Genomic DNA, 215 nt, shown 5'->3' with positions numbered 1-215 from the left:
CTTGGCTGTATACTGAGCGTGCTGGCCACTGATCTGTGGGAAGCCTGCCAGCGAGTTACCCTTACCTGTTGGAGAGTGACAAGCACCACAGGCAGGAATACCTTTCTTCTGATCACCAAAACGGTACAGCTGTTCACCCAGCTCAACCTGTTTAGGATCAGCTACCCCCTGTGGCGCAGGCTGGCTGGCATAGAAAGCAGAAATATCTTCGATAT

At 52.1% G+C, this 215-nt stretch carries 1 pseudogene; it reads right to left on the bottom strand.

Features of this window, described 5'->3' with window-relative positions:
* A pseudogene (locus CWC28_RS21690) lies at positions 1-215 on the bottom strand (c-type cytochrome); the annotation flags it as partial.

Source organism: Pseudoalteromonas sp. S4492, from assembly GCF_005886115.1.
Classification (GTDB): domain Bacteria; phylum Pseudomonadota; class Gammaproteobacteria; order Enterobacterales; family Alteromonadaceae; genus Pseudoalteromonas; species Pseudoalteromonas gelatinilytica.
Note: the sequence above shows the minus strand (reverse complement) of the source record. Positions and strands in the feature narration are given on the sequence as shown.